At 63.7% G+C, this 24,991-nt stretch carries 24 protein-coding genes and 1 pseudogene; 11 read left to right on the top strand and 14 right to left on the bottom strand.

Annotated features, from left to right (window positions below):
- Complete coding sequence (locus NCR38_RS15030; protein WP_061118370.1) at positions 1-321, bottom strand: YnfA family protein; 321 nt, start codon at positions 319-321, stop codon at positions 1-3.
- Between the two features lie 163 nt (positions 322-484).
- Between NCR38_RS15030 and NCR38_RS15025 the strand changes: the two genes are divergently transcribed.
- On the top strand, positions 485-1,777 hold the full coding sequence (locus tag NCR38_RS15025; RefSeq protein ID WP_250477327.1) for an MATE family efflux transporter: 1,293 nt from the start codon (positions 485-487) through the stop codon (positions 1,775-1,777).
- Position 1,778: 1 nt separating this feature from the next.
- Here NCR38_RS15025 and NCR38_RS15020 read toward each other — a convergent pair whose 3' ends face one another.
- The gene (locus NCR38_RS15020) at positions 1,779-2,786 is read right to left on the bottom strand and encodes an alpha/beta fold hydrolase (protein ID WP_250477326.1); all 1,008 of its coding nucleotides are present in this window, start codon (positions 2,784-2,786) and stop codon (positions 1,779-1,781) included.
- A gap of 194 nt (positions 2,787-2,980) precedes the next feature.
- On the opposite strand from NCR38_RS15020, the gene NCR38_RS15015 reads away from it, so the two are divergent.
- From NCR38_RS15015 to NCR38_RS15005, 3 genes are read left to right on the top strand one after another with little or no spacing between them, the layout of a single operon-like run.
- The gene (locus NCR38_RS15015) at positions 2,981-3,739 is read left to right on the top strand and encodes a DNA/RNA non-specific endonuclease (protein ID WP_061118250.1); all 759 of its coding nucleotides are present in this window, start codon (positions 2,981-2,983) and stop codon (positions 3,737-3,739) included.
- A complete protein-coding gene (locus tag NCR38_RS15010; RefSeq protein WP_250477313.1) occupies positions 3,732-3,992 on the top strand; it encodes a hypothetical protein in 261 nt (86 codons plus the stop codon). Before NCR38_RS15015 ends, NCR38_RS15010 begins: the two co-directional genes overlap by 8 nt.
- Positions 3,993-4,028: 36 nt before the next feature.
- On the top strand, positions 4,029-4,544 hold the full coding sequence (locus tag NCR38_RS15005; RefSeq protein ID WP_061118252.1) for a methylated-DNA--[protein]-cysteine S-methyltransferase: 516 nt from the start codon (positions 4,029-4,031) through the stop codon (positions 4,542-4,544).
- 85 nt (positions 4,545-4,629) lie between these two features.
- Here NCR38_RS15005 and NCR38_RS15000 read toward each other — a convergent pair whose 3' ends face one another.
- Positions 4,630-5,442 carry an OmpA family protein gene (locus NCR38_RS15000; protein WP_250477325.1) on the bottom strand — a complete coding sequence of 271 codons (813 nt, stop codon included), beginning with the start codon at positions 5,440-5,442 and terminating at the stop codon, positions 4,630-4,632.
- Between the two features lie 333 nt (positions 5,443-5,775).
- Positions 5,776-5,946: pseudogene (locus NCR38_RS14995) on the bottom strand (DUF2968 domain-containing protein); the annotation flags it as partial.
- A 782-nt stretch (positions 5,947-6,728) separates the two neighbouring features.
- On the opposite strand from NCR38_RS14995, the gene NCR38_RS14990 reads away from it, so the two are divergent.
- From NCR38_RS14990 to NCR38_RS14980, 3 genes are all read left to right on the top strand, one after another.
- Positions 6,729-8,240, top strand: coding sequence for an ATPase domain-containing protein (locus NCR38_RS14990; protein ID WP_250477312.1), 1,512 nt, complete (start codon positions 6,729-6,731; stop codon positions 8,238-8,240).
- Positions 8,237-8,593, top strand: coding sequence for a response regulator (locus tag NCR38_RS14985; RefSeq protein ID WP_061118257.1), 357 nt, complete (start codon positions 8,237-8,239; stop codon positions 8,591-8,593). The genes NCR38_RS14990 and NCR38_RS14985 overlap by 4 nt, the downstream gene beginning before the upstream one ends.
- Before the next feature lie 86 nt (positions 8,594-8,679).
- Positions 8,680-8,934, top strand: a complete 255-nt coding sequence (locus NCR38_RS14980; protein ID WP_061118258.1) for a CsbD family protein — start codon at positions 8,680-8,682, stop codon at positions 8,932-8,934.
- Positions 8,935-9,004: 70 nt separating this feature from the next.
- Here the strand turns inward: NCR38_RS14980 and NCR38_RS14975 are convergent, their stop codons facing one another.
- From NCR38_RS14975 to NCR38_RS14955, 5 genes are all read right to left on the bottom strand, one after another.
- Positions 9,005-9,697: a hypothetical protein gene (locus tag NCR38_RS14975; RefSeq protein ID WP_061118259.1), complete on the bottom strand. Its 693-nt coding sequence runs from the start codon at positions 9,695-9,697 to the stop codon at positions 9,005-9,007.
- An 11-nt stretch (positions 9,698-9,708) separates the two neighbouring features.
- Positions 9,709-10,497 (bottom strand): fumarylacetoacetate hydrolase family protein, encoded by a 789-nt coding sequence (locus tag NCR38_RS14970; RefSeq protein ID WP_061118260.1) that lies wholly within the window; start codon positions 10,495-10,497, stop codon positions 9,709-9,711.
- Positions 10,498-10,561: 64 nt separating this feature from the next.
- Positions 10,562-12,769, bottom strand: coding sequence for an acetate--CoA ligase family protein (locus NCR38_RS14965; protein WP_250477311.1), 2,208 nt, complete (start codon positions 12,767-12,769; stop codon positions 10,562-10,564).
- Between the two features lie 89 nt (positions 12,770-12,858).
- The gene (frc, locus tag NCR38_RS14960) at positions 12,859-14,121 is read right to left on the bottom strand and encodes a formyl-CoA transferase (protein ID WP_061118261.1); all 1,263 of its coding nucleotides are present in this window, start codon (positions 14,119-14,121) and stop codon (positions 12,859-12,861) included.
- A gap of 44 nt (positions 14,122-14,165) precedes the next feature.
- Positions 14,166-15,932 (bottom strand): thiamine pyrophosphate-binding protein, encoded by a 1,767-nt coding sequence (locus NCR38_RS14955; protein ID WP_250477310.1) that lies wholly within the window; start codon positions 15,930-15,932, stop codon positions 14,166-14,168.
- 366 nt (positions 15,933-16,298) lie between these two features.
- On the opposite strand from NCR38_RS14955, the gene sucC reads away from it, so the two are divergent.
- A complete protein-coding gene (gene sucC / locus NCR38_RS14950) occupies positions 16,299-17,498 on the top strand; it encodes an ADP-forming succinate--CoA ligase subunit beta (protein ID WP_061118263.1) in 1,200 nt (399 codons plus the stop codon).
- A 13-nt stretch (positions 17,499-17,511) separates the two neighbouring features.
- Positions 17,512-18,384, top strand: a complete 873-nt coding sequence (sucD, locus tag NCR38_RS14945) for a succinate--CoA ligase subunit alpha (protein ID WP_061118374.1) — start codon at positions 17,512-17,514, stop codon at positions 18,382-18,384.
- Between the two features lie 153 nt (positions 18,385-18,537).
- Here sucD and NCR38_RS14940 read toward each other — a convergent pair whose 3' ends face one another.
- The 5 genes from NCR38_RS14940 to oxlT form a co-directional block, all read right to left on the bottom strand.
- Positions 18,538-19,281 carry a GntR family transcriptional regulator gene (locus NCR38_RS14940; protein WP_061118264.1) on the bottom strand — a complete coding sequence of 248 codons (744 nt, stop codon included), beginning with the start codon at positions 19,279-19,281 and terminating at the stop codon, positions 18,538-18,540.
- Positions 19,271-19,492, bottom strand: coding sequence for a hypothetical protein (locus tag NCR38_RS14935; RefSeq protein WP_061118265.1), 222 nt, complete (start codon positions 19,490-19,492; stop codon positions 19,271-19,273). The genes NCR38_RS14940 and NCR38_RS14935 overlap by 11 nt, the downstream gene beginning before the upstream one ends.
- A 115-nt stretch (positions 19,493-19,607) precedes the next feature.
- Positions 19,608-20,621, bottom strand: a complete 1,014-nt coding sequence (locus tag NCR38_RS14930; protein ID WP_061118266.1) for a 2-dehydropantoate 2-reductase — start codon at positions 20,619-20,621, stop codon at positions 19,608-19,610.
- A 159-nt stretch (positions 20,622-20,780) separates the two neighbouring features.
- Positions 20,781-21,719, bottom strand: coding sequence for a LysR family transcriptional regulator (locus NCR38_RS14925; RefSeq protein WP_061118267.1), 939 nt, complete (start codon positions 21,717-21,719; stop codon positions 20,781-20,783).
- Positions 21,720-21,730: 11 nt separating this feature from the next.
- The gene (gene oxlT, locus NCR38_RS14920) at positions 21,731-23,077 is read right to left on the bottom strand and encodes an oxalate/formate MFS antiporter (RefSeq protein WP_061118268.1); all 1,347 of its coding nucleotides are present in this window, start codon (positions 23,075-23,077) and stop codon (positions 21,731-21,733) included.
- 464 nt (positions 23,078-23,541) lie between these two features.
- Here oxlT and NCR38_RS14915 point away from each other — a divergent pair, with 464 nt between their 5' ends.
- Positions 23,542-24,489 (top strand): LysR family transcriptional regulator, encoded by a 948-nt coding sequence (locus NCR38_RS14915; RefSeq protein WP_061118269.1) that lies wholly within the window; start codon positions 23,542-23,544, stop codon positions 24,487-24,489.
- A gap of 97 nt (positions 24,490-24,586) precedes the next feature.
- Positions 24,587-24,925 (top strand): hypothetical protein, encoded by a 339-nt coding sequence (locus NCR38_RS14910; RefSeq protein ID WP_061118270.1) that lies wholly within the window; start codon positions 24,587-24,589, stop codon positions 24,923-24,925.
- Positions 24,926-24,991: the final 66 nt, after the last annotated feature.

Here is a 24,991-nt window from a genome sequence, read left to right as displayed (position 1 = left end):
TCAGACGCGCGGCTGGAACGCGATCACGCCCATGCCGATGAGTGCGATCGCCCCGCCCGCGACATCCCACGCCGTCGGCCGGATGCGCTCGACGGCCCATAGCCACGCGATCGCCACGCCGATATACACGCCGCCGTAGGCCGCATAGATGCGCCCCGCCGCGGTGTCGTGCAGCGTGAGCAGCCACGCGAACAGCGCGAGCGACAGCGCGCCGGGCACGGCGAGCCACGGCGAGCCGCCCTCCCTGAGCCATCGATACGGAAAATAACAACCGGCGATCTCGGCAATGGCCGTGACGACATAGAGCGCGAATGTTCTCATGACGCGCATTATCGGCGCTGGCGTGAAGTTGCGTGGTCCGCGTCCGCTCCGGACAATGACGCCCTTGTTACGAACCGCCAGCCCGAACACCTTGCAGACGACTCCGCAAAACGATTCGCCCGGAACCACCGCGCTGCCCGTGCACTGGCACAAGCGCGTGTTGATGCTCGCGTTTCCGATCGTCCTCGCCAATTTGACGCAACCGATTCTCGGCGCGGTCGATACGGCCGTCGCCGGGCATTTCGACGGACCGCAGTATCTCGGCGGCGTCGCGCTCGGCGGGCTCGTGTTCAGCTTCGTGTTCTGGGGCTTCGGCTTTCTGCGCATGGGCACGACGGGGCTCGTCGCGCAGGCGTTCGGTGCACACGACGACGACGCCTTGCGCGCGAGCGTGCTGCGCGCCCTGCTGCTCGCGCTCGCGATCGGCGTGGCGGTGCTCGCGCTACAGATGCCGATCATCCGCTACGGACTCGTCGCGCTGGGCGGCAGCGCGGCCGTCCAGGACACCGCGCGCGCGTATTGTCATGCGCGCATCTGGGCCGCGCCGTTCGCGCTCGGCAACTATGTCGTGCTCGGGTATTTGCTCGGCTGCCAGCGCGTGCGGCTCGCGCTCGTCACGCAGATCTTCATCAATCTGGTGAACATCGTCGCGGTGCTGCTGTTCGTGTATCGCTTCGACTGGGGCATCGCGGGCATCGGCGCGGCGACCGCCTTCGCGGATTTCTGCGGCTTCTCGCTCGGCGTCGCGATTCTCTGGCATTTGCGTCCGCGCGATCTCGCGCCGCTCGCGCCCCGTTCACTCTTCGACGGGCACGCGCTCAGGCGGCTGGTTGCGCTCAACCGCGACATCTTCATCCGCACGATCTGTCTGCTCGGCTCGTATGCCTGGTTCGCGCATCTCGGCGCGCGCGAGGGCGATGCGATCCTCGCCGCCAACGCCGTCCTGCTGAACTTCCAGACCTTCATGTCCTTCGGACTCGACGGTTTCGCGCACGCGGCCGAGGCGCTCGTCGGCGCGGCGGCCGGCGCGCGCGACCGTCACGCGTTCCGGCAGGCGGTGAAGATCACGATGCTCTGGTCCGCGATCGGCGCGGCGGGCTTTTCCATCGTCTACTGGATAAGCGGCGAATGGATCATCGGCAAGCTGACCGATCAGGCCGTCGTGCACGCGGCGGCGGCGCGCTATCTGCCGTGGGCGTCGGTTCTGCCGCTCGCATCCGTAGCGGGCTTTCAGCTCGACGGCGTGTTCATCGGCGCAACGCGCACGCACGAACTCATGAAAGCGATGGCAGTCTCGCTCACGGTGTTTCTGCTCGCCGCCTGGGCGCTCGCGGGATCGCTCGGCAATCACGGGTTGTGGCTTGCGCTCACCCTTTTCATGGTGGCGCGCGGCATCACGCTGGCGGTGCAGGTGCCTGCGATCGAGCGCGTGTCGTGCGCGCCCGATCGAAGCTGAACTACTGCGAATTCGGCTTAAGTGCGGCGAGGCCATCCAGCAGCGCCTTGTGGAACGTCGCCGGATCCTGCATCTGCGGCGCGTGGCCCAGCTCGGGAAACTCGACGAGTTTCGCGCCCTCGATGCGCTCCTTCGCCAGCTTCGCAAGATCCGGATAGCGGCCGAGCGTCGGGCGGATTTCCGGCGGCGCGAGATCCTTGCCGATCGCCGTGTTGTCCTTGTCGCCGATGAGCAACAGCGTCGGCGTCTTCAACTGATCGAATTCGTAGACGACCGGCTGCGTGTAGATCATGTCGTAGAGCAGCGCCGAGTTCCACGCGACGATGTCCTTGCCCGGCCCGCGATACATGCCCGCGAGCATCTGCACCCACGGTTCGTAATCGGCGCGCCATTGCCCTGAATAGTACGTGTTCGTCTCGTAACGGCGGATGCCATCGGCGCTCGTTTTGAGCTCGCGCGCGTACCAGTCGTCGATCGATATCGACGGCACGCCTTTCGCCTTCCAGTCTTCGAGTCCGATCGGATTGACGAGCACGAGCTGCTGCGTCTCGCGCGGATACATGAGCGCATAGCGCACTGCGAGCATGCCGCCCGTCGAATGCGCGATGAGCGTCGCCTTCGATACGCCGAGCGCCGTCAGCAGCGCATGCGTGTTGCGCGCGAGTTGCTGAAAGCTGTACTGATAACGCGCGGGCTTGGTCGACTTGCAAAAGCCGATCTGATCCGGCGCGATGACGCGATAACCCGCATCGGTCAAGGTTTCGATAGTCTGCTTCCAGGTCGCCGAACAGAAATTCTTCCCGTGCAGAAGCACCGCGGTGCGACCGTTCGGATGCAGCGGATGCACGTCCATATAGGCCATGCGCACGACCTGGCGCTGCGACGTGAGCGCGAATTGCGCAACCGGATACGGATAGTCGAAGCCTTGCAGCTCGGGGCCGTAGGCGGGGCCGTCATTGCCGGCTGCTGGCGCGGTGTCCTCGGCATGGGCGTGAAAAGCGCAGGACATCGCGAGCGACAACACGACAGAACGAAGGACGGACGGCTTGCTACGCACTGGATTCATTTTTTCCATTTCGAGATGACGTCGGCCGACGCATTCTAGCGCGCTTGAAAGTTCACGCGCCCACGCGCTGCCCGCCCCGCGCCCTGTCTGCAGCGCTTATACTTGCGGCCCCGATCGTCGTCTGGATCTTTACAAGCATGTCATTCCGTATCAAGGCATTCGCCGCCGCGCTCTTCGCATTCGTCAGTATCGGCGCATCCGCGAGCGACTGCCCGCAGTTCAGTCCCAACGGCCGCGCGCCGGTCGTCGTCAATTCTAAGATGCGCGCGGAGACGCAGGAAGTCTGCTACACCGACTTCGCGCTGCTTCACTCCGGCATCACCAAAGGACCGCTCTGGTCGGCGGAACATCTGACCGCCAACAGTGTCGATCAGGCAAAGAACAACACGCGCACCAATCGCTTCTTCGTCGAAAAGCGCTTGCCGCCCGGTGAGAGCGCGCAGCTTTCCGATTACAAGAAGAGCGGTTACGACCGCGGCCATATGAGCCCCGCGGGCGATCGCGCGAGCAAGCAAGGCATGGCCGAATCGTTTTCGCTTGCGAACATCGTGCCGCAGGATCCCTCGAACAACCGGCGCATCTGGTCGCGCATCGAGGAAGCGGTGCGCAGGCTGACGGAGGAATCGGGCGAAGCGTTCGTCGTCACCGGCCCGCTCTTTTCCGGCCGTCAGTTGCAGACGATCGGCGAATCGCGCGTGTTCGTGCCGACGCAACTGTACAAGGTGGTCTATTTGCCACAGCGGCAGATTGCGTTCGCGGTGGTGGTTGAAAATACGCCGACGGACACGTACACGATGAAAACCGTGCGCGAGCTGGAAGCGATGAGCGGTCTCGCGTTTCCCGGCATACCGGACGGACTGAAGGACAAACGAATTGGAGGGTTGCGAGGTGTTTAAACCATTTGCGAACGATACGGACGTGATGAACATCGCGGGCGACGCGATCAACATCGAAAACGGCGTGAAGCGACTGACGATCAGCGGCGATCTGACGATTGCCCGCGACAAGGCGGGACTTGCCAACGCGCTCGCGCTTCAGAAGGCGCTCGGTGCGATCATCGAAGCATTGCAGAGCGAGGCCTCGCTGCCCGCGAAGTTGCCCGACGAACCGGCCGCGCCGTCAGGCACCGCTGACAACCCGTTTATCTGAAGCGGCGATCGGAGACAGCCGCGCGGAGAAATCGAAGTGATCGAATGCCATGTCGGCCCGAGTCCGCTTGGGCACATCCTGTATCGCGCCGAAGACGACTGCTTGACCGGGCTCTTCTTTCTCGGGCAGAAGCACTTTCCCGCCGGGTTGCCGGAGCCGACGCTGTCCGAGACGCCGCCCGCATCGCGCGTAATCGGCGAGGCGCGCGAGCAGATCGGCGAATACTTCTCTGGCGTGCGCAAGGCGTTTTCGATCCCGTTGACGCTCAACGGCACAGCGTTTCAGCGGCAGGTCTGGGATGCACTGCGGCAGATCCCTTTCGGCGAAGCATGGACCTACGGCGATCTCGCGCGCCGACTGGGCTTGCCCGCGGGCGCATCGCGGGCGGTCGGCGGCGCGAACGGCCGCAATCCGATTGCGATCATCGTGCCGTGTCACCGCGTGATCGGCGGCGACGGAGAATTGACCGGCTACGCCGGCGGCGTGGAACGCAAGCGTCACTTGCTCACGCTGGAGGGCGGCCCGGGTCGCGAGCAACTCGCGCTCTTCTGAACCGGCCGTCCTCGGCGCAAAGATAAGAAAGCCCGCGAACCGAAATGGTTCGCGGGCTTTTTCGTGAGCGACGTACTTCGCCGTTTTACGGCGTGAGCGTGACTTCCACGCGACGATTCTCCGCACGACCGACGCTCGTAGCGTTCGACGCGATCGGGTTCGCCTTACCGAATCCCTTCACCGAGTAATTGTCGGCATGCAGGCCGCGTTCTTTCAGATACGTGAGCACGGCCTGCGCGCGACGCTGGGACAGACTGACGTTATAGGCATTCGGCCCGGTCGAATCCGTATAGCCCTCGACCGTCACGGAGGCGAAGTTCGCACCCTGTGACTCGGCGACGAGCTGATTCAGAATGCCCTTGGCCTTCGGCGTTAGCACGGCGCTATCGAAGGCGAAGTTCGTCTTCTCGTCCAGCAAGATCTTGCGCGGCGCGGGGGCCGCTGCCTTGACGGGAGCCGGCTGCGGCTCGGGCGCCGGCGTGCTGGTCACGGGCGCAACCGGCGCCGCCTGCACCGGCGTCGCGCAATTGAAGATCACGTTGCGGGGATCGTTCGGCGTCTGAGTACCGGCGAGCGTCTGGAGCACATTCAACGGTTGATTGCCGCACATCTTCTGAGCGGCGGCCATACAGGCGCTGCCGTTCTCGAAAACACCGTAGCATTCGGCGCGGTAAGCCTTTTGACCATCCGACGTCTGAATTTGGCTGATATTGAACGCCGGTCCCGTGGTGGACGAGCAACCCGCAAGTGCAGCAGCGGCGATAAGACTAACGGCAAGGGTTTTCGTGAGCAATTTGGTGTACATGCGAGTCAATTTGAAAGCGCGAAGCCGCCGAAAGCGCGCCTCATTTCCAGGCCTGGGCTCATGCCAGAGGCGGCAGGCGGATTCATGGGTCATTCGGATGCGCTCGACTTTCGATGAGCACTCCAAAAGCTGCGGGATTGTAGCCCGACGATTTGCGCGGCTTAAGCGGACAACTCCCAAATTGAAGACGCCTCTCATGCGTATTTCAAAGCGCCTATTTGACCGGCGCGGGGAGATCGCCATCGGACTGCGTTTGCAGTTCCTGCACGCGGGTCTGCCGCGGTTGAAGCTGCGCCTGCGCGGCGGCCCGTCCGGTGCGCAATTCGCGGATCGCGTTCTGCTGCTCCGGCTGACAAGCCGTCGCCTGGCTTGCGGCGCGCGAGCAATATCGAGATCGGCTTCTAGCCGCTCGGCGCGCTCACACTGCGCGCAGATTTGCCTGTCGGCAGCTTGATACGCTTGATTCCCGCATCGGCGAGTGATCGATGTTTTAGCGAAATCGGAATAAACGGGTTCGGCGCGCCCGTCATTTTGTGTTTTGGTCACGCGCCATATTTTTCTTTTCTGAAGCGCAACGTAATAAGCCCAGCGCTGCATTGCGATTCTTCCGTAACGGCAAAGCACATCACTCGAAAAGAATTGGCGCTGTGAAGCCGCCGATTCCAGACGCCTGAATCGCTTTGAAACGCGCGGATTTAAATCGACGGCTGGCGCCGGGAACCGTCTTGCTGCAATCGCGGCTCGCTCGCGCTGCGCAAGGTTTCGACCGGTTTGAGAATGCGAGAATCGCCCGGTAGGCCTGGCATGCGCGAGAAAATGTCATGGTCTGCGCGGAAGTCGAACGGCGCGGCCGACAGAATGCCCGCGTCGGGCAAAGGCTGGACCGCGTGAACCGGCCCGGCGGCCGCGGCAAAAAGCGCGAAAAAGCTGGCAATGAGCGCGAGAGCGCCCGGGATCGGGTGCGAACGGTGCATGGCAAGGAAAAGGCAATGAGGGCGCGCGAGCGCCGGAATGGAGCAGCCGGAGGAAACACGGCGTCCGTGTACTGCATGGTTCGTTATTTCAACAGTCGCCGCGCCTTCTGCCCATGAGAGAGTTCTCAAAGACTTCTTGCCCGGCGGCAGCCTTTCTCATCCGCCACGGGGATCGGGTGTGAAAAATGCGTGCCGCAGGCGTTCATGTGTGCGCGCACGCGCGGCCGGCGCATGGTTCGAGGACCATAGCGGAAGCGCAAAAAGCGCCCTGGAAACACAAGGCACCGCCCACGGAAGGCAGGGCGGCGGCGATCATCAGCACGGCAGGCGGCCACAGCTTGCCAAGACTCGGCCATAATGCGCCATCGCAAAAATGCCGGATCGCCAAGTAAAAACGAAAATGCCATGAATCAAGACGACAAGCACTCGACCGATCGAACCAGACAGTCCGGCCCCATCGACGGCAACGTCACGACCGGCGTCGTGGGCCTGGACGAGATTCTGGGCGGCGGCCTCGTCGAAGGCGGCCTGTATCTGATCGAAGGGATGGCGGGCGCGGGCAAGACGATCCTCTCGTCGCAAATCGGCTTTCATCGCGTCGCGCAGGGTGACATGGTGCTGTACATCACCCTGATCGCCGAATCGCATACCAAGCTTCTGTCCCATCTGAAGGGACTCTCGTTCTACAACGCCGACGCCATCTCCGACCGGATGCTCTTCGTCTCCGGCTATCACGAACTGATGCGCGACGGCCTGTCCGGTTTTCTCGCGCTGATCGCCTCGACCATCAAGACGAGCCGGCCGCGCTTCATGGTCATCGACGGATTCCGCAGTGCACGCGAATTCAGCTCGACGGAACTCGAACTTTCGCAGTTCATCCACGAACTGTCGGCATTCGTGAGCGCCGCGCGCTGCACGACGCTGATCCTCGCGCCGCTGTCGGGCAACGAGCCGCATCCGGAGCACACGCTCGTCGACGGGCTCATCGAGCTGAACCGCTACAACACCGGCATGCGGCGCGCCCGCGAGATCGAGGTCCACAAGCTGCGCGCCCGCGATCACCTGCTCGGCAAGCACTTCTTCAAGATCACCGAGCACGGCCTCGAGACGTTTCCGCGCATCGAGGCGTCGCCCGCGAACGATCAAGGGCCGCCCGATTTCAAGAGCAGGCTCGGCTTCGCGTTTCCCGATTTCGACCAGATGCTCGGCGGCGGCGTCGTGCGCGGCTCGACGACCACGCTCGTCGGGCCGTCGGGCGTCGGCAAGACGCTCGTGTCGCTCAAGTTCCTGCAGGCCGGCGTGGAGCGCGGCGAGCGCTGCGTCTATTTCGGCCTCTACGAGTCGCCCGAACGGCTGCTGGCGAAAGCGCAGGAGGTCGGCATCGATCTCGTGCCGGCCGTCCAGGACGGACGCCTCGTGATTCACTGGCATCCGGCCGTCGAACTGGCGATCGACGAGCTCGCCGTCGAGTTGATGAACGCGGTCAGAAACGCGAATGCGTCGCGGCTCGTCGTCGACGGTATCGACGGATTTTTCCAGTCCGCGAACCGCACCGAGCGCTTCGGGCTCTTTCTCAACGCGCTCATGCACCGCCTGCGCAACGCGGGCGTGACCACCATCCTCACCGAGGAGATGCCGCTCTACGGCGAGGTGAGGCTGCCCACGACGCTGCGCGCGTCCGCGATGACGGAGAACATCGTGCTCATGCGCTATGTGGAGGCGAATTCCGCGCTGTATCGCATGGTGTCGATCGTCAAGCAGCGCGAAGGCTCGCACGATTCGGCGATTCGCCGTCTCACGATCGACTCGCGCGGCCTGCATATGAGCGAAGGCTTCATCGGCCCGACGGGTCTGCTGTCCGGACACCCGTCGATCGCGCCCGCGCTCTCCGTGTCGGACCCCGGCGCGCGCGCATGAAAAAGATCCTCGTCGTCGACGATGAATTCGACATTCTGACCACGTGGCGGCTCGTGCTCGAAATGGAGGGCTACGAGGTCTCGACCGCGTCCAACGGGCGCATCGCGCTCGACGCGGCGCGCTCGAATCCGCCCGCGCTCGTCATTACCGACTGGATGATGCCGCACATGGACGGCGTCGAGCTGGTCAGGCAACTGGCGGCAAGCGACGGGCTCGCGCGCGTGCCCGTGATTCTGATGAGCGCGGCCGCCAATGCGCCGGCGCTCGAGCATCCGCACGCGCAGTTTCGCCGCAAGCCGTTTTCGATCGACGATCTGATCGACACCGTCCAAAGCCTGATCGGGCCGGCGTGAGCGGACGTAGGCACGCGGCGTGCTGCACTGGTGCGTTCCGGCAAATCCGGACTCAGGAAGAAACCGCTCAACCAAAGGGAGGCACCATGGTGCAGGATCAAGTGGAAGGCGTGGCGCAAAAAGTCGTCGGCAAGGTGCAGGACACGGTCGGCGCACTGACGGGCGACGAAGCGACGCAAGCCGAGGGCAAAGTGCGGCAGGCGTACGGCAACTTGCAGCAGAGCTACGGGCAGACTGTCGACAACGTGCGCCTCGCGGTGGCGAATCAGCCGATTCAGGGCGTGCTGATCGCCGCGGCGGTGGGCTTCATGCTGGGCGCGTTGTGGAACCGCGATCGTTGATGCGCGGATTGCCGTGCGCGTGACACATCGAGACCAGGGCCGGCGCGGGACACTGCGCCGGCCTTGTCGTTCATGGTGCCTCGCGCACGATGCCGACGAGCGCCGCCGACCGCGCGCAGCCGATCGCGATCCCGACAGCCGCCACGGCGAGCGCGCCATGCGTGCCGTCGATCGCCGCCGCAAGGGCGAGGCCGCCCGCGGCCGCTGCGCTCATCAGGCTCGCCGCAGGTGCGCCCGCCGCGCCGCCCATCGCGAGCGACAAATGCGCGCCGATGAGCGCGACCATCGCAATGACCGACACCACGGCGAGCGCGCCCGGTTGCGCGCCGAGCCCATAGGCGAGCGCCGCGCACGCGCCGGCACAGGCGAGATGCAGCGGCTGGAGGATCAGGTTCTCGCGCTTCGTCCGCGCAAAGATCAGATGACCCAGCGCCGCAATCGCGCCGCCCGCCAACACCCCACACGTGCCATTCAGGCCCGGCAGCACCCATGCGACGAAAGCGATCGTGGCGAGCAACGCGTGCGTCGATGCACTGGACGCGCCCCCGTCGAATCGATATCCGGCCAAGCCCGCGAAAGCCGCAAGCAGGAGCGCCGCGGCCAGCGGCGCGATGGCAGCCGGCCCGCCGCTCGCGCAAGCAGCGGCGACGATCACCGCGCCGGCCACCGCCCACGCGCGCAAACGCGCCGCGCCCATGCGCATCGACGAACCCGCCGACAGCGCCGCGAGCACGCAAAGCGCCCCGGCGAGAGCATCGGACATGCGTCGCTCCTTCAGGCGGCCAGCACGTTCGACAGCGTGCCGATGCCCGCGATCGACACATCCACGCGCGCGCCGTCCTTGATCGAGCCGACGCCGATCGACGTGCCGCACGCGATCACATCGCCGGGCACGAGCGTCATGTCTTGCGACAACATGCTCACTTGCTCGGCGGGCGAGAAGATCATGTCGTCGAGAGGATAATTCTGGCGCTCGACGCCTTCGACCGTCGTGACGACGCTCGATGCGCGCCAGTCGAAGCCGTTGCCCGGCGTGACGATCGCGGGCCCGAGACAGGTGAACGTGTCGAAGCCTTTCGAGCGGCACCACTGCGCGAAGTTGGGATCTTCCTGCAACAGCTCGATCGCGGTGACGTCGTTCACGCACGTGAAGCCGAAGATCGCCGCCTGCGCCTCCTCGACCGACGCCCCGCTCACCGTCTTGCCGATCACGATGCCCAGTTCGCCCTCATACGCGATCTTGCCGTGATAGCTCTTCGGCCGGCGGATCGACTCGTTTGGCCCGATCACCGACATCGGCGGCTTGATGAGAAAGAGCGGATGCTGCGGCGGCGCCTTGTCGAGCTTCTGCGACAGCGCGTAGTAGTTGTTCCACAGCGCGATGACCTTGCTTGGCTGGCACGGCGCGAGCAGCGCGAGGTCGGCGGCGGCAAAGGAGATGTCGGTCGGGCGCGGGCGGTCGAACATCGCGCCTTCGTGCTGCACGACGCGGCCCGAGTGCTGATCGAGCGTGCCGAAACCGATGCTGCCGCCCGCATCGCGAAAACGAATCCAGTGTGTCAAGTTTGCCTCCCTTGTGAGGAGCGCGGGCGTACATGGCCCGCGCTCTCGTCCCCTCCTCCTTACATCAGATCAAACCCGCGCCGCGCGCCCACTTGTATTTCGCGCCGAGCACCGCGACGGGCAGTTCCGTCGAGTAGGCGTAAGCAGGCACGCCATGCTCGTAAAGATACTCCGCCGCTTCCTCGACCTGCACGTCGCCCGCCAGCGACGCGACGATCGGCTTCTCGATGCCGAGCGCTTTCATCTCCTCCTTCACTTCAATCACGAGCTTCGCGAAGACCATCGGCGGCGTGATGATCGTGTGCCAGTAGCCGAGGATGATCGAATGGATGCGATCGTCTTCCAGCCCGAGGCGGATCGTGTTCTTGTACGTCGTCGGCGGCTCGCCTCCGGTGATGTCGACGGGATTGCCGGCCGCGCCGAACGGCGGGATGAACTTGCGGAACGCGGCGTCGAGATCGTCGGGCATCGTCATCAGCGACAGGTTGTTGTCGACGCACGCATCCGAGAGGAGCACGCCCGAGCCGCCCGCCCCCGTGATGATGACGACGTTCTCGCCCTTGGGCGTCGGCAGCTTCGGAATGCCGCGCGCGAATTCAAGCAGATCGCGCAGGGAGCGCGCGCGGATCACGCCGCATTGCTGGAACACGTCTTCGTAGATCTTGTCGTTGCCCGCGAGCGCGCCGGTGTGCGAGCTCGCCGCGCGCGCGCCGAGGCTCGTGCGGCCCGCCTTCAGAACCACGACCGGCTTCTTCTTCGACACGCGCTTCGCGGCCTCGGCGAACGCACGTCCATCCTTCAGGTCCTCGCAATGCTGCGCGATGATCTCGGTGTTGTCGTCCTGTTCGAAGAACGTGAGCAGATCGTCTTCATCGACATCGCTCTTGTTGCCGAGGCCCACGATCGCCGACACGCCCATTTTCGCCGAGCGCGAAAAGCCGATGATCGCCATGCCGATGCCGCCCGATTGCGACGACAGCGCGGCCTTGCCTTTCACGTCATATGGCGTGCAGAACGTCGCGCACAGGTTCTTCGGCGTGTAGTAGAAGCCGTAAATGTTCGGGCCCATCATGCGGATGTCGTACTGGCGCGCGATCCTGACGATCTCCTCCTGGCCTTCGTGATTGCCGGTCTCGGCAAAGCCGGAAGGAATCAGCACGGCGCCCGGAATCTGCTTCTCGCCCACTTCGACGAGCGCCTGCGCGACGAACTTCGCCGGAATCGCAAAAACGGCCACATCGATCACGCCGGGCACGTCCTTCACGCTCTTGTAGGCCTTGCGGCCCATGATCTCGTCGGCTTTCGGATGGATCGGATAGATCGTGCCCTGATAGCCGCCGTTGATGAGGTTCTTCATCACCGAATTGCCGATCTTCCCGTCCTCGTTCGACGCGCCGATCACCGCGACCGCATCGGGCTTCATGATGCGGTTCATCTGCTTGACGATCTGCTCCTGCGTCGGCCGGTAGCGCGGCGCCGCCGGCTCGAAGTCCATCACGATGCGCACGTCCGCCGCCACCGCTCCGTTCGGGCTCGCGAAGACCGGGTTCAGGTCCATCTCCGAAATTTGCGGGAAGTCATCGACGAGACGCGACACGCGCTCGATCAGCGTGATGAGCGCCTCGCGATTCACCGGCTCCGAGCCGCGCACGCCGCGCAGCACTTCGGCGGCCTGGATGCCGTCGAGCATCGATGCGGCTTCGTCGCGCGTCACGGGCGCGAGGCGGAAGGTCACGTCTTTCAGCACTTCGACGAGCACGCCGCCGAGACCGAACGCGATCAGCTTGCCGAACGACGGATCGGTCACCGCGCCGATGATCACTTCCTGCCCGGCGCCGACCATCTGCTGGACCTGGACGCCGACGAGCGTCGCGTTCGGGTCGTATTTCTTCGCATTCGAAATGATCGTGTCGAAGCCGGCCCGCACGTCGGCTTCGTTCTTCACGCCGACCAGCACGCCGCCCGCTTCGGTCTTGTGCAGGATTTCGGGCGATACGATCTTCAGCACCACCGGAAAGCCGATGAACGACGCGAGCTTCGCGGCATCGTCCGCAGACTTCGCGACGCCTTCCTGCGGCACCGCGATGCCGTATGCATCGCAGACGAGCTTGCCTTCGGGCGCCGTGAGCGAGGTGCGGCCTTCGGCCTTCACGCGATCGAATACTTCGGCGACGCGGCGCTTCGCGTCGGGTGCGTGCAGCGGCACGACCGGCGCCGCGTGCGTGGATGAGTTGGCTGCTTCGCTGCGTTCCTGGACAACCGTGCTGTTCATGTCGCGTATCTCCGATTTATATGGGCGTGCCGGGTCCGCGCCGCCTTCTCTCGAAGGCGGCGGGAGGCAAAGCAACTGCGTGGATGCGCTCAGATCGCGCCGAGGCTTCTCAGCGTGGCGACCTGGTCAGGCGTGTAGCCGAGCTCGGCCATGACTTCGTCCGTGTGCTCGCCGAGCAGCGGCGAGCGCACGACGTCCGTCGGGCTGTCGGACAATTTGATCGGATTGCCGACCGTGAGGTATTTGCCGCGCACCGGATGATCCACTTCGACCACGGTCCCGGTCTTGCGCAGCGACGGTTCTTCGGCGATCTCCTTCATCGAGAGAATGGGGCCGCACGGGATGTCGTGCTTGTTGAGGATTTCCATCGCCTGGAACTTGGTCTTCGACATCGTCCAGCGCTCGATCTCCGCGAAGATGTCCTTCAGATGCGGCAGCCGCGCGTTCGGCGTCTTGTAGTCCGGATGGTCGATCCATTCCTCCTTGCCGATCACCTTGCAGATTTCACCCCATACCGGCGCCTGCGTGATGAAGTAGATGTACGCGTTCGGATCGGTTTCCCAGCCCTTGCACTTCAGGATCCAGCCGGGCTGGCCGCCGCCCGATGCGTTGCCCGCGCGCGGCACCGCTTCGCCGAACGTGCCGTTCGGGTATTGCGGATACTCCTTCATTACGCCGGTGCGTTCCAGCCGTTGCTGGTCGCGCAGCTTCACGCGGCAGAGGTTGAGCACGCCGTCCTGCATGGCGGCGAGCACTTTCTGGCCGCGTCCGGTCGAGTTGCGCTGATAGAGCGCCGTGACGATGCCGAGCGCGAGATGCAGACCGGTGCCGGAATCGCCGATCTGCGCGCCGGTCACCGTCGGCGGGCCGTCGTCGAAACCGGTCGTCGAGGCCGCGCCGCCTGCGCATTGCGCGACGTTTTCGTAGACCTTGCAGTCCTCGTACGGTCCGGGTCCGAAGCCTTTCACCGACGCGACGATCATCCGCGGATTCAGTTCCTGGATGCGCTCCCACGTGAAGCCCATGCGATCGAGCGCGCCCGGCGCGAAGTTCTCGACGAGCACGTCGCATTTCTTCACGAGCGTCTCGAGCACCTTCTTCCCTTCGGGATTCTTGGTGTCGATGGTGATCGAGCGCTTGTTGTGATTGAGCATCGTGAAGTAGAGGCTGTCGGCGTCGGGGATGTCGCGCAGTTGCTCCCGCGTGATGTCGCCCGCGCCCGCGCGTTCCACCTTGATGACGTCCGCGCCGAACCACGCGAGCAGCTGCGTGCAGGTCGGCCCCGATTGAACGTGCGTGAAATCCAGGATTCGCACGCCGTCCAGCGCCTTGCCAGATGTGTTCACCGTCATGGCTTGTCTCCCAACTCTTTCGTTCGACGTTTATAGGTTCACATTTATTTGTACATCGTCTGCGCCATCGTGCCCGGCGCGTAGACAGTCGGATCGACCCAGATGTTGATGACCGCGCTTTTGCCCGTCTTCGCCACCGATTCGCGCGCCCGCTGCAGCGCGCCTGCGATCTTCGAGGCTTCGCGCACTTCCTCGCCGTAGCCGCCGAGCATTTCGGCGAAGCGGCCGTACGGCACATCCGAAAGCAGATTGCCGACATTGCCGCGCTCTTCGCCGTATTTCGCGAGCTGGCCGTAGCGGATCTGGTTCATCGCGGAGTTGTTGCCGATCACCGCGATATACGGCACACCGAAGCGGTTCGCGGTTTCCATGTCGAAGGACGTCATGGAGAACGCGCCATCGCCGTAGTAACAGAGTACTTCTTTCTCGGGGTTGGCGAGGCCCGCCGCAATCGCGAAACCCGTGCCGACGCCGAGCGAGCCGAGCGCGCCCGGGTCCATCCACTGGCCGGGGCGGCGCGGGCGAACGGCCTGCGCGGAGATCGTCACGACATCGCCGCCGTCGCCGATATAGATCGTGTCGTCGGAGAGGAACTGGTTGATTTCGTGCGCGACGCGGTACGGATGGATCGGGCTCGCATCGGAGGTGAAGAGCGGCATCAGCTTGGCGGTCGCGGTTTCCTCAAGCGCGGCGAGCTCGCGCATCCACGCCTGGCGCGCCTGACGCTTGTCGTTCTTCAGGCGTCCCGTCGACGCTTGCAGGACTGCGCCGAGAATCGCGCCCGGATCGCCGACGAGACCGAGATCGATATCGCGGTTCTTGCCGACCGTGCGGTAATCCATGTCGATCTGCACGAGCTTCAGGTCGCGGCTGATGCGCTTGCCGTAGCCCATGCGGAAGTCGAACGGCGTGCCGACGATCACGATCAGATCCGCCTTCGCGAAAGCCTGCGAGCGCGTGCGGTCGAAGTGATGCGGGTCGCCCGGCGGCAGCAGGCCCCGGCTCGCGCCGTTGAAGTAGCCTGGAACGTCGAGGCCGCGCAGCAAGGCGATCGCTTCTTCGTGGCCGCGCGCCGTCCACACTTGCTGGCCGAAGAGAATCGCGGGACGTTCGGAGTTGACGAGCAGATCCGCGAGCTGCTCGATCGACTGCGGATCGCCGACCGATTTCGTCGACGCGCGATAGCGGCCGGGCTGCGGAATCACGGCCTTCGACACGTCGATTTCACGGTCGAGCACATCGCGCGGAATCTCGAGATACGCCGGGCCGGGCGCGCCGTTGAAGGCTTCGCGCGCGGCCATCGACACCATGTCGGCGACGCGCTCGGTGCTCGGCACGGTGGCGGCGAACTTGGTGATCGGCGCCATCATGTCGACGTGCGGCAGATCCTGCAGCGAACCCATCTTGTGCTGGGTCAGGGCGCCCTGCCCGCCGATATGAAGGATCGGGCTTTCCGAGCGGAACGCCGTGGCGACGCCCGTCACCGCGTTGGTGCAGCCCGGTCCGGCGGTCGTCACGACGCAGCCGAGCTTGCCGGTCTGACGGGCGTAGCCGTCGGCGGCGTGGGCGGCGACCTGCTCGTGGCGCACGTCGATGATGCGGATGCCTTCATCGACGCAACCGTCATAGATATCGATGATGTGGCCGCCGCACAGCGTGAAGATCGTGTCGACGCCTTCGTTCTTCAAAGCACGGGCGACCAGATGGCCGCCCGAAATGACGCCTGCGCCGCGGGTCTTCTGCTTCAGCGTGTCATCGGCGGTGGTGGTGGCTGGAGCGACTTCAGGGCGGCTGCTGACGACTTCGGACATTGTTGTCTCCTCCTCGATGGGGTGGTGTGCGGGGCTCCCGTGACGTCGTCCTGCCGTCCGGTTCCTGTGATATACAATATTCCACACACAGTATTAGTCAACTATAGTCCGATCGGCGAAAACCCTGTGATGCACTGCAAGATCGTCGTGGCGGCCGGTTTGGCGTGCTTTTCGACGTGCTCAACGCTGCAGTGCATCAATCGCTGTATGCCTTCCATGCGCGTTAAGAAGTTGCTGAACACCGGACCGCATGCCTCGATAAAAGTGTTTTGACCGCCGTGAAATCTGATATACAGTATTTCAGCGCGCCCTTGGATACGCGTTTGTGGCCGCGCGCATTCCCATCAGAGGACATCAGGAGACGCAATGAACATCCACGAATATCAGGCGAAGACGCTGCTGCGGAAGTACGGCGTCGCGGTTCCAGCGGGCCGCGTCGCCTTTTCCGCGCAGGAAGCCGCCGACGCGGCGAGCGCGCTCGGCGGGCCGGTCTGGGTCGTGAAATCGCAGATTCACGCGGGCGGCCGCGGCGCGGGACGCTTTTCGAATGATCCGGACGGCAAAGGCGGCGTGCGCGTCGTGAAATCGGTGGACGAGGTACGCGAGAACGCGCAGAAGATGCTCGCATCGGTGCTCGTGACGAAGCAGACCGGGCCGGCGGGCAAGGAAGTGAAGCGTCTCTATATCGAGGAAGGCTGCGATATCGCGCGCGAGCTGTATCTCGGCATGCTGGTCGATCGCGCCACGTCGCGCATCACGATCATGGCGTCGACCGAAGGCGGCATGGAGATCGAGGAAGTGGCGCACCGCACGCCCGAGAAGATCCTCAAGGTCGCGATCGATCCGGCGACCGGGCTTCAACCCTTTCACACGCGCCAGATCGCATTCGGACTCGGCCTGAGCGGCAAGCAGGTCAGCGCGGCATCGAAGTTCATCACGGCGCTGTATCAGGCGTTCGTCGATCTCGACGCGTCCATCGTCGAAGTGAATCCGCTCGTCGTGACCGGTTCCGGCGACGTGATGGCGCTCGACGCCAAAATCAATTTCGACGACAACGCGCTCTATCGCCATCCCGACATCGAAAAGCTGCGCGACGAAGACGAGGAAGATCCCGCCGAAATCGAAGCGGCGAAACACGGGCTGAACTACGTGAAGCTCGACGGCAACATCGGCTGCATGGTGAACGGTGCCGGCCTCGCGATGGCCACGATGGACATCATCAAGCTCTATGGCGGCGAGCCGGCAAACTTTCTCGACGTCGGCGGCGGCGCGACGCAAGAACGCGTGTCCAGCGCGTTCAAGCTGATCCTGCGCGACCCGAAGGTGCAGGGAATCCTCGTCAACATCTTCGGCGGCATCATGCGTTGCGACGTGATCGCGCAAGGCGTGGTCGCGGCGGCGCGCGAAGTCGACCTGCGCGTGCCGCTCGTCGTGCGCCTCGCCGGAACGAATGTCGATGCCGGCCGCGAAATCCTGCGCACGTCCGGTCTCACGATCATCCCCGCCGAAAACCTCGCCGATGCCGCCGACAAGATCGTCAGCGCCGTCGCCGCTGCCCAACACTAACGAGGAAGCCGACATGAGCGTTCTGATCGACAGCAACACCAGAGTCATCTGCCAGGGCTTCACCGGCGCGCAAGGCACGTTTCACTCGGAACAGGCGATCGCGTACGGCACGCGCATGGTCGGCGGCGTGACGCCCGGCAAAGGCGGCACGACGCATCTGGACCTGCCCGTGTTCGACACCGTCGCCGATGCGGTCGCGAAAACCGGCGCCGACGCATCCGTCATCTACGTGCCGCCGCCCTTCGCCGCCGACGCGATCCTCGAAGCCATCGACGCGCAGGTGCCGTTCATCGTCTGCATCACAGAAGGCATTCCGGTGCTCGACATGCTGCGCGTCAAGCGCGCGCTCGCCGGCTCGAACAGCCGGCTCGTCGGGCCGAACTGCCCGGGCGTCATCACGCCGGGGCAATGCAAGATCGGCATCATGCCGGGGCATATTCATCGGCCGGGAAAGATCGGCGTCGTGTCGCGTTCGGGCACGCTTACTTATGAGGCCGTCGCGCAGACGACCGCCGCGGGGCTCGGGCAGACGACCTGCATCGGCATCGGCGGCGATCCGGTGAACGGGACGAACTTCATCGACTGCCTCGCGCTCTTTCTCGAAGACGACGCCACCGAGGGCATCATCATGATCGGGGAGATCGGCGGATCGGCGGAAGAGGAAGCCGCGCAATTCCTGAAGGAGGCGAAGACGAAAAAACCGGTGGTCGGCTTCATCGCCGGGACGACGGCGCCGCCGGGACGCCGCATGGGCCACGCGGGCGCGATCATCTCGGGCGGATCGGGCACGGCGAGCGCGAAGATCGACGCGATGAAATCGGCGGGCATCCACGTCGCGGATTCGCCGGCCGCCCTCGGCGAAACGATGGTCCACGCGATACGTTAGTGGTTCGTCCGTTTCATCGTTCAGTCGACGCGTCGTTGCTTGCGACGACGCCCGGGCAAGCGTTGGCACTATCGGTTCTGTCATTCGGAAAGCAAAAAAGGCTGCGCGGCAAACGCCGCGCAGCCTTTTTCATTATTGAACCTCAAACCGCCATCAATCCAGAAAGTCGCAATTCGCCTCGACGAACGCCGCCAGATCCAGCGAGTGCTGCTTCACGAGCCGCTCGACCAGCTCGGTATCGCGCTTTTCCAGCGCCTCGATGATGCGCATGTGATCGACGATCGAGCGCGACGCCCGGTCGCTCTGCGAGATCGTCATCTTACGGATGGCGCGCACATGCACGAAGATGTTCTTGATCGTATCGAAGATGATTTCCGACTTCGACAGCCGCACGATCGCAGAATGGAAAGCGATATTCGCTTCCGAATACTCGTCGATGTGCTCGGCGGGCGTCGAGTCACGGAAATTGTCGAACATGTGGCGCAAGTGGGCGATTTCCTCGTCCGTTGCGCGCTGCGTCGCGAGCCGCGCCGCCATGCTTTCCAGCGCCGCCCACATATGGATCATCTCGACGATCTCGCGCTTGGTCTTGCGCAAGATGTAGACGCCGCGGCGCGGCACCGTTCGCAGGAACCCTTCCTGCTCGAGCAGCGTCATGGCCTCGCGGATCGGGGTGCGCGAGACGCCGAGCGCCTCGGTCAGCTCTTTCTCGTCGAGACGGATTTCTTCCCGCGAGCGGTAGATGTCCGCCTCGGCGATCGCCTGCCGCAGCTTCGCGTACGCCTGGTCGCGCAGCGAAACCGTGGCATTGATCGGCTCCAGCGAAAGTGTGAGCCCTGACGGACGAACGTCGGGGCGAACTTCCGGCCTGTCTACGGATTGAGTATCAGATGGCATTGATGGCTTGATTTCCCAAGTGCGGACGGCCAGCGTCGACACGCTTGCCCGAACCGCCGTTCTGGTCCTCCGCCGCAAGACCGGCGAATCGACCGTGATCCTGTGCGCGCTGCAGCATGTTCTGCGGCACCGCCGACGCAATCATAAACGTAACACCCATACCCACGGCAACCAGCGCGAATCCGACAACAACCAACAGGGCGATGCTCATCTCAGGCTCCGGTTAAATCACTCAAGAGCCCTCAGTATATGCTGCATCGCAACAGCGATGCAACATATTTTGCATCTTGTATATCAGAAACAACGTTGGTGCCTTTGTCTGCAGTTTAGGCGGCTTTTTGCGATTGCGGGAGCGGCAGCGGCTTCGCCGTGCCCTGGTTCACGCCCTCACGCAGTTTGATCAATGCGAGGACCGCATCAAGCATCGGCGTGCCTACGTGAACCAGCCGGCCGATTTCCTGCACGACCGTCATCAGCGGGTCGATCTCCATCGGGCGTCCGGCCTCGCAATCCATCAGCATCGACGTCTTGTGCGCGCCGACCGCGCCCGCGCCGTTGATGCGCCGCTCCACATCGACGCGGAAGTTCACGCCGATCTTGTCGCCGATGGCCTTCGCCTCCAGCATCATCGCCTTCGAGAGCGCGCGGGTGCCGGGATCGCTCGTCAATACGTCGAGCGTCGCGCCGGTCAGCGCGCTGATCGGGTTGAAACACAGGTTGCCCCAAAGTTTCAGCCAGATTTCGTCGCGGATGTTGTCGCGCATCGGCGCCTCCATGTCCGCCTTGGCCATCATGTCGTGCAGCGCCTGAAGACGCGGCGTGATTTCACCGCTCGGCTCGCCGATCGGAAACTTCTTCCCGTAGTGATGCTCGATGACGCCCGGCTCCGCGATCTCCGCCGCCGGCAGCAGCACGCAGCCGATCGCGCGTTCCGGTCCGAACACGTCCCATTGCCGCCCGCCGGGGTCGACGCTCTGCAACTTCGTGCCTTCCAGCTCGCCGCCGTGCTTGTAGAAGTACCAGTAAGGCAGTCCGTTGACGGCCGTGACGATCGCGGTCTCCGGGCCGAGCAGCGGCGGAATCAGGTCGACGACCCCAGGAATCGAATGCGCCTTGAGCGCGATGATCACGTAATCCTGCGGACCGAGTTCGGCGGGATTGTTCGTGCAGCGCACCTTGACGACATGCTCCTCGCCATCGATCCGCAGCTTGACGCCGTTCGCCTGCATCGCCGCGAGATGCGGTCCGCGGGCGACGAAACTGACGTCCGCACCGGCGCGCGCCAGTTGCGCACCCATATAGCCGCCGATCGCGCCGGCGCCGTACACGCAGATTTTCATGGTTCGTCTCCTGAGGGTTGTAGCCTTATAGCCTTCTGATATACAAGATACTACATTCCGTATTGAGCAAGAACAAGGCGAATCGTGCGCTCGCAAACGAGCGGAAACCCGCATGCGCAAGAGGCGCCGCGGGTGCGGATGAAGAAGGGAAAGCGCCGGTCAGGCGCCGACAGCCTGACCCGAGATGAGAGTATGCGACGAGGACGCGACGATGTGTGACCACACACTGGCCGCGCTCGCGCGCAATGCGCGGCTCTTGCGCCGCACGAGCATGATCGTGCGCGACGCGTTTGGCACGAGCGGGATGAAGCGCGTCTGCGCGCTGTCGCATGCGGCGCGCGCGTGCATCGGCAGAATGCCGACGCCAAGCCCCGCTTCGGCCATGCGCGCGACCGCCGCCGGCTGCGTGAGTTTCTGACGCACCGCGCCGGTCACGCCGTGCAGCGCGAGCGCGGCTTCGATGGCGCGAAGGCTGCCGGTATCGTCATCGAGAAGAAGCAGCGGGGTGCCGCGCAGTTGCTGCCAGTCGATGCGCGCCGCGCCGCTCAACCGATGCGATACACCGACGACCGCCGCGAGGCCGTCGGCGAAAAGCGGTTCGGCGGCGAGCTCGTCGAGATTCTCCGGCGCGGCGACGAGGCCCAGTTCCGCCTCGCCCGAGCGCACGAGTTGCAGCACGGCGTTCTGCGGCCGATCCATCATCACGATCGTGATATCCGGCAAGCGCTCGTGACAGGACGCGAGCATGGCGGGCACGACGCTCGCCGTGAGACCGCAACTGCTCGCGAGATTCACGACACGCGGCTCGCCGCCCTCCTGCGCGCGCGGCCGTAGCGTCGCTTCCAGTTCTTCGACGAGCGGCGCGATGCGCGCGAGCAGCCTGCGTCCGGTGTCGGTGAGCGCGACCTGGCGCGTGGTGCGATCGAAGAGCCGCAGTGCGATTTCGTCTTCGAGTTCTCTGATGCTGCGGCTGACTGCCGATTGCGTGATGCCGAATTCGTCGCCCGCGCGCGTGAAACTGCGATGCCGCGCGAGCGTGACGAACAATCTCAGCTGATGCAGCGATACGCTGAGCGGCGGAGATTGTTCGCGCGTCATGCCTCGACGCCTTACTGAACCGTATTGCGCGAGGCGTCCCAGCCCGTCTGGAACGACGCGTTGATCGACGATTCCGCCGACGTTTCCGCGAGCGTGTTTTCGATCCAGCGCTTGCGCATCGGCGCAAGGACGAACTTCGCGCACAGTCCCGCCGCGATCGACGTCACGGCCGCCGTGATGAACACCGCGTTCCAGGAGCCGATCGACGCGAGCACCGACGCAAGCGGCACCAGCATCGACGCCGTGCCCTTCGCGGTGTACAGCGTGCCCGCGTTGGCGGCGGCGTATTTGCTGCCGAAGGTATCGGCGCAGGTCGCAGGAAAGATCGAGAAGATCTCGCCCCAGCAGAGGAACGTCATCGCCGCGAACAGCATGAAGAGATACGGATTGTGTCCGAACTCCATCAGCCCGAGCAGCGCGACGCCTTCGCCCAGGAAGATGATGAACATCGTGTTCTCGCGGCCGATCTTGTCCGAGATGAAACCGCACAGCGGGCGCGTGAAGCCGTTGCACAGGTTATCGATGGACAGGGTCATCGCGAGCAGCGGCAGCGTCACGCCGAGAAGATTCACCGGCATCTTGGCGAAGCCGTACTCCTTCGCGATCGGCCCGAACTGCGCGGTCGCGATCACGCCGCCCGCCGCGACGAACACGAACATCAGATACAGCACCCAGAAGAGCGGCGAGCGCACCATCTGTCCTGTCGTGTAGTCGATCTTCGTCGACACGATGCGCTTGGCCGGCACGATGCCCTTCGGCGGATTCGGCCGCACGAGCATCAGCGCGAGCACGAAGATACACACGCCCTGCAGAATGCCGAAGAACATGAACGCGTGCTCGTAGCCCGAGCTCTGGATCATGTTGGAGATCGGAATCACGGTGACGGCCGCGCCCGCGCCGAAACCGGCCGCCGTCATGCCCGCCGCGAGACCGCGCTTGTCCGGGAACCACTTGAGCGCCGTGCCGACGCACGTGCCGTACACGCAGCCCGCGCCGATGCCCGCGACCACCGCCCCGATGTAGAGATGGATGAGACTCGTCGCGTGCGCGTCGATGATCCAGCCGAGCGCCGCGCAGATCGAGCCGCCGATGACGACCGGCCGCGGCCCGAACTTGTCGACGAGCCAGCCCTCGACGGGCACGAGCCATGTTTCGGTGACGATGAAGATAGTGAAGGCTGTCTGAATCGCCGCTTGTCCCCAATGGTGTTTCGCATCCATCGGAACGACGAATAGGGTCCATGCGTATTGCAGGTTGGCGACCAGCCCCATGCATATGATGCCGATCACTAGCTGGAACCATCTGTTGTGGTGACGCCCGTGCGATTGCCCGGACACAACCGTGTCTGCGCTTGCCATGTCTGTCTCCGTTATGTGTCATAGCGCTCGTGCGGCGCTTGATGTGCTGCGAGAAACCGGCGCAGTGCGTCGGCGGCGGGCGGTCGGTCAGGGAACGTGCTCGGTCCGGGCGGCGTGGGCGTGAAGCCGCTTGTCGCGCAAGTCGCGCGTATTGAAATGGGCGATCGATTCGCACATCTGGCAAACATCCGCGTCAGGCGATCGAAGATACATTTCGAGCGATTCCCAATAAGGTCCGGATGGTTGATACAGCCTTTGCAGGCTTTGCGTGCTGATCAGTTCTTCTCGTGTTGCCGCGCGGCGCTTGCCGATGCTCGGGGTTTAGCATGGCCGTCCGTGCTCACCGCGACTGTCCGCCTTACAACTATGGGGACGTGAAAGCATCGTGGGGGAGAAAAACGATTAAGGAAAGTTAGAAAAAATTATTGTATAAATTAGATATCGTTAATGGATGAAGGATTGTCGTGCTTCGCAACGCCACCCTGCGTCAATTGAAGATCTTCGAGACCGTTGCACGTCGACTGAGCTTTTCCCGCGCCGCCGAGGAACTGTATCTCACCCAGCCCGCGGTCTCGACGCAGGTGAAACAACTGGAGGAGCACGCCGGTCTGCCGCTCTTCGAGCAACTCGGCAAGAGAATCTACCTCACGCCGGCCGGGAATGAAATGCTCCATTACAGCCGGGCGATCCTCGAACAATTCCGCGAAGCCGACGACGCCATGGCGCGGCTCAAGGGCATTTCGGGTGGAACGCTCAACGTCGCGGTGATCAGCGCGGGCGATTACTTCTTCCCGCGGCTGCTTGCAGCGTTCACGCAGCGTAATACCGATGTCAGGCTCAATCTTGCGGTGCACAATCGCGAAGAACTGCTGCATCAGCTTTCTGACAACCTCACCGACCTCGCCGTGATGGTGCGTCCACCGCGCGATATGGATACGGCCAATGTGTCATTCGCGCCGCATCCGTATGTGATCGTTGCGCCGCCCGATCATCCGCTCGTCGGACGGAGGAACATGCCGCTCGAAGCGCTGGCCGACGAGCCGTTCATCGTCCGTGAGCGCGGTTCGGATACATGGAATTCGATGGAGGAAGGTTTCGCCGGCAGGCTTTCGAACCTGAACGTCGCGATGGAAATCACGAGCACGGAGACGATCAAGCAGGCTGTGATCGCCGGCATGGGTCTGAGCTTTCTATCCGCGCATACGATCAGCATGGAACTGCAGGTCGGGAAGCTGGCGGTGCTCGATATCGAGGGTTTTCCCGTGATGCTCAACTGGTTCGTCGTGCATCGGAACAATAAGCGTCTGCCGCCGGTGGCGCTCGCGTTCAAACAGTTTCTTATCGAGGAAGGCGCTGCGCAGATCGAAGCCATCACCCAGATCGTCGCGAAAACCGGCAAGCCCAACTCATAACGTTCAATGAATAGATAAGCGAAAAAAGTTTAACTGTCGTATATGGATCATGTTTTCTATCCTGCATTCATGCCCCACGGCCATACAGGAGACGATCATGAGCCATGCAACGTACAGCGATGACCGCGAAATTCAGGCGCAGGTCTGCGCATTCAATACCGCTTTCGAAGAACTCGACCTGATGTTCCGTTGGGATGCGCAGACTTATCTCTCGCTCGCATCGGCCGACAGCGACTACGGGAAAATTGCGCAATACATCGAGACCCACTCTCCGCATCTCTTGAAGGCGTATAGCGCGGAGTTTCTCTGCCAGGCGATCGTCGAGCGGAAAAATTCGACCATTGAGGCGTGCCGGCAAAACACGGTTCAGTATGAAGACAGCACGCAACGGGCGCGGCTTTGGAGAGCGCGCGACGAGGCAACGGCGCGCGTCTGAAGGCGCTTCAATATCAATAAAGGCGGCCCGGGAAATCCCGGACCGCCTTTTTGCGCTTTGTGCATT

Source organism: Caballeronia sp. INML1 (assembly GCF_023631085.1).
GTDB classification, from domain to species: Bacteria; Pseudomonadota; Gammaproteobacteria; order Burkholderiales; family Burkholderiaceae; genus Caballeronia; species Caballeronia turbans.
The sequence above is the reverse complement of the archived record's forward strand: the minus strand, read 5'-3'. Positions and strand labels throughout refer to the sequence as shown.